At 39.6% G+C, this 758-nt stretch carries 1 protein-coding gene; it reads left to right on the top strand.

Annotation, left to right across the window (positions count from 1 at the left end):
• The first annotated feature begins 150 nt into the window (after window positions 1–150).
• A complete protein-coding gene (gene tnpA, locus QM460_RS10420; RefSeq protein ID WP_000057435.1) occupies window positions 151–615 on the top strand; it encodes an IS200/IS605 family transposase in 465 nt (154 codons plus the stop codon).
• Window positions 616–758 lie beyond the last annotated feature (143 nt).

Genomic DNA, 758 nt, shown 5'->3' with positions numbered 1-758 from the left:
TTATGTGACTTTCAGTCCGTCTCGCTCCGTTAGGTGCGAGACAAATAAACCACCCGCTATGCGGGTGCGCGTCGAAGGTTATACCAAAAAAACTCCAAACGCGATACAATAAAGGTGTTCAAGCCAATTGTAAAGCGAAAGGAGAAAAATATGGCACAAAAGGCACATAGTTTATCACACACAAAGTGGATGTGTAAATATCACATTGTGTTCACCCCTAAGTATAGACGAAAAATCATTTATAATCAATATCGAAGTAGTTTGGGAGAAATATTCCACCGATTATGTAGTTATAAAGGTGTTGAGATTATCGAAGGACACTTAATGCCTGATCATGTACATATGTTAGTAAGTATTCCACCAAGGATAAGTGTTTCAAGTTTCATGGGTTATTTAAAAGGCAAAAGTGCACTCATGATGTTTGACAAACACGCCAATCTCAAGTACAAGTTTGGGAATCGGCATTTTTGGGCAGAAGGTTATTATGTGAGTACGGTTGGACTCAATGAAGCCACAATTAAGAAATATATCCAAGAACAGGAAAAACATGATATAGCACTAGATAAATTAAGTGTGAAAGAATATGAGGATCCCTTTAGGGATAGTGGTAAGTAGTACCAATGTCTCTTTAAGAGGCAAGTGACGAGTCAAGAGCAATAAGGCTTGAACAACGTGAAAGCCAGCGTCTTTAGGCGCTGGCTGGTAATTTGGGCTTATAGCCCTGGTACAAACCACCCGTTTGACGGGTGGTTATGATT

Origin of the sequence: Streptococcus infantis (assembly GCF_047464415.1) — a bacterium.
In the GTDB taxonomy this organism is placed as follows: domain Bacteria; phylum Bacillota; class Bacilli; order Lactobacillales; family Streptococcaceae; genus Streptococcus; species Streptococcus infantis_AE.
Note: the sequence above shows the minus strand (reverse complement) of the source record. Positions and strands in the feature narration are given on the sequence as shown.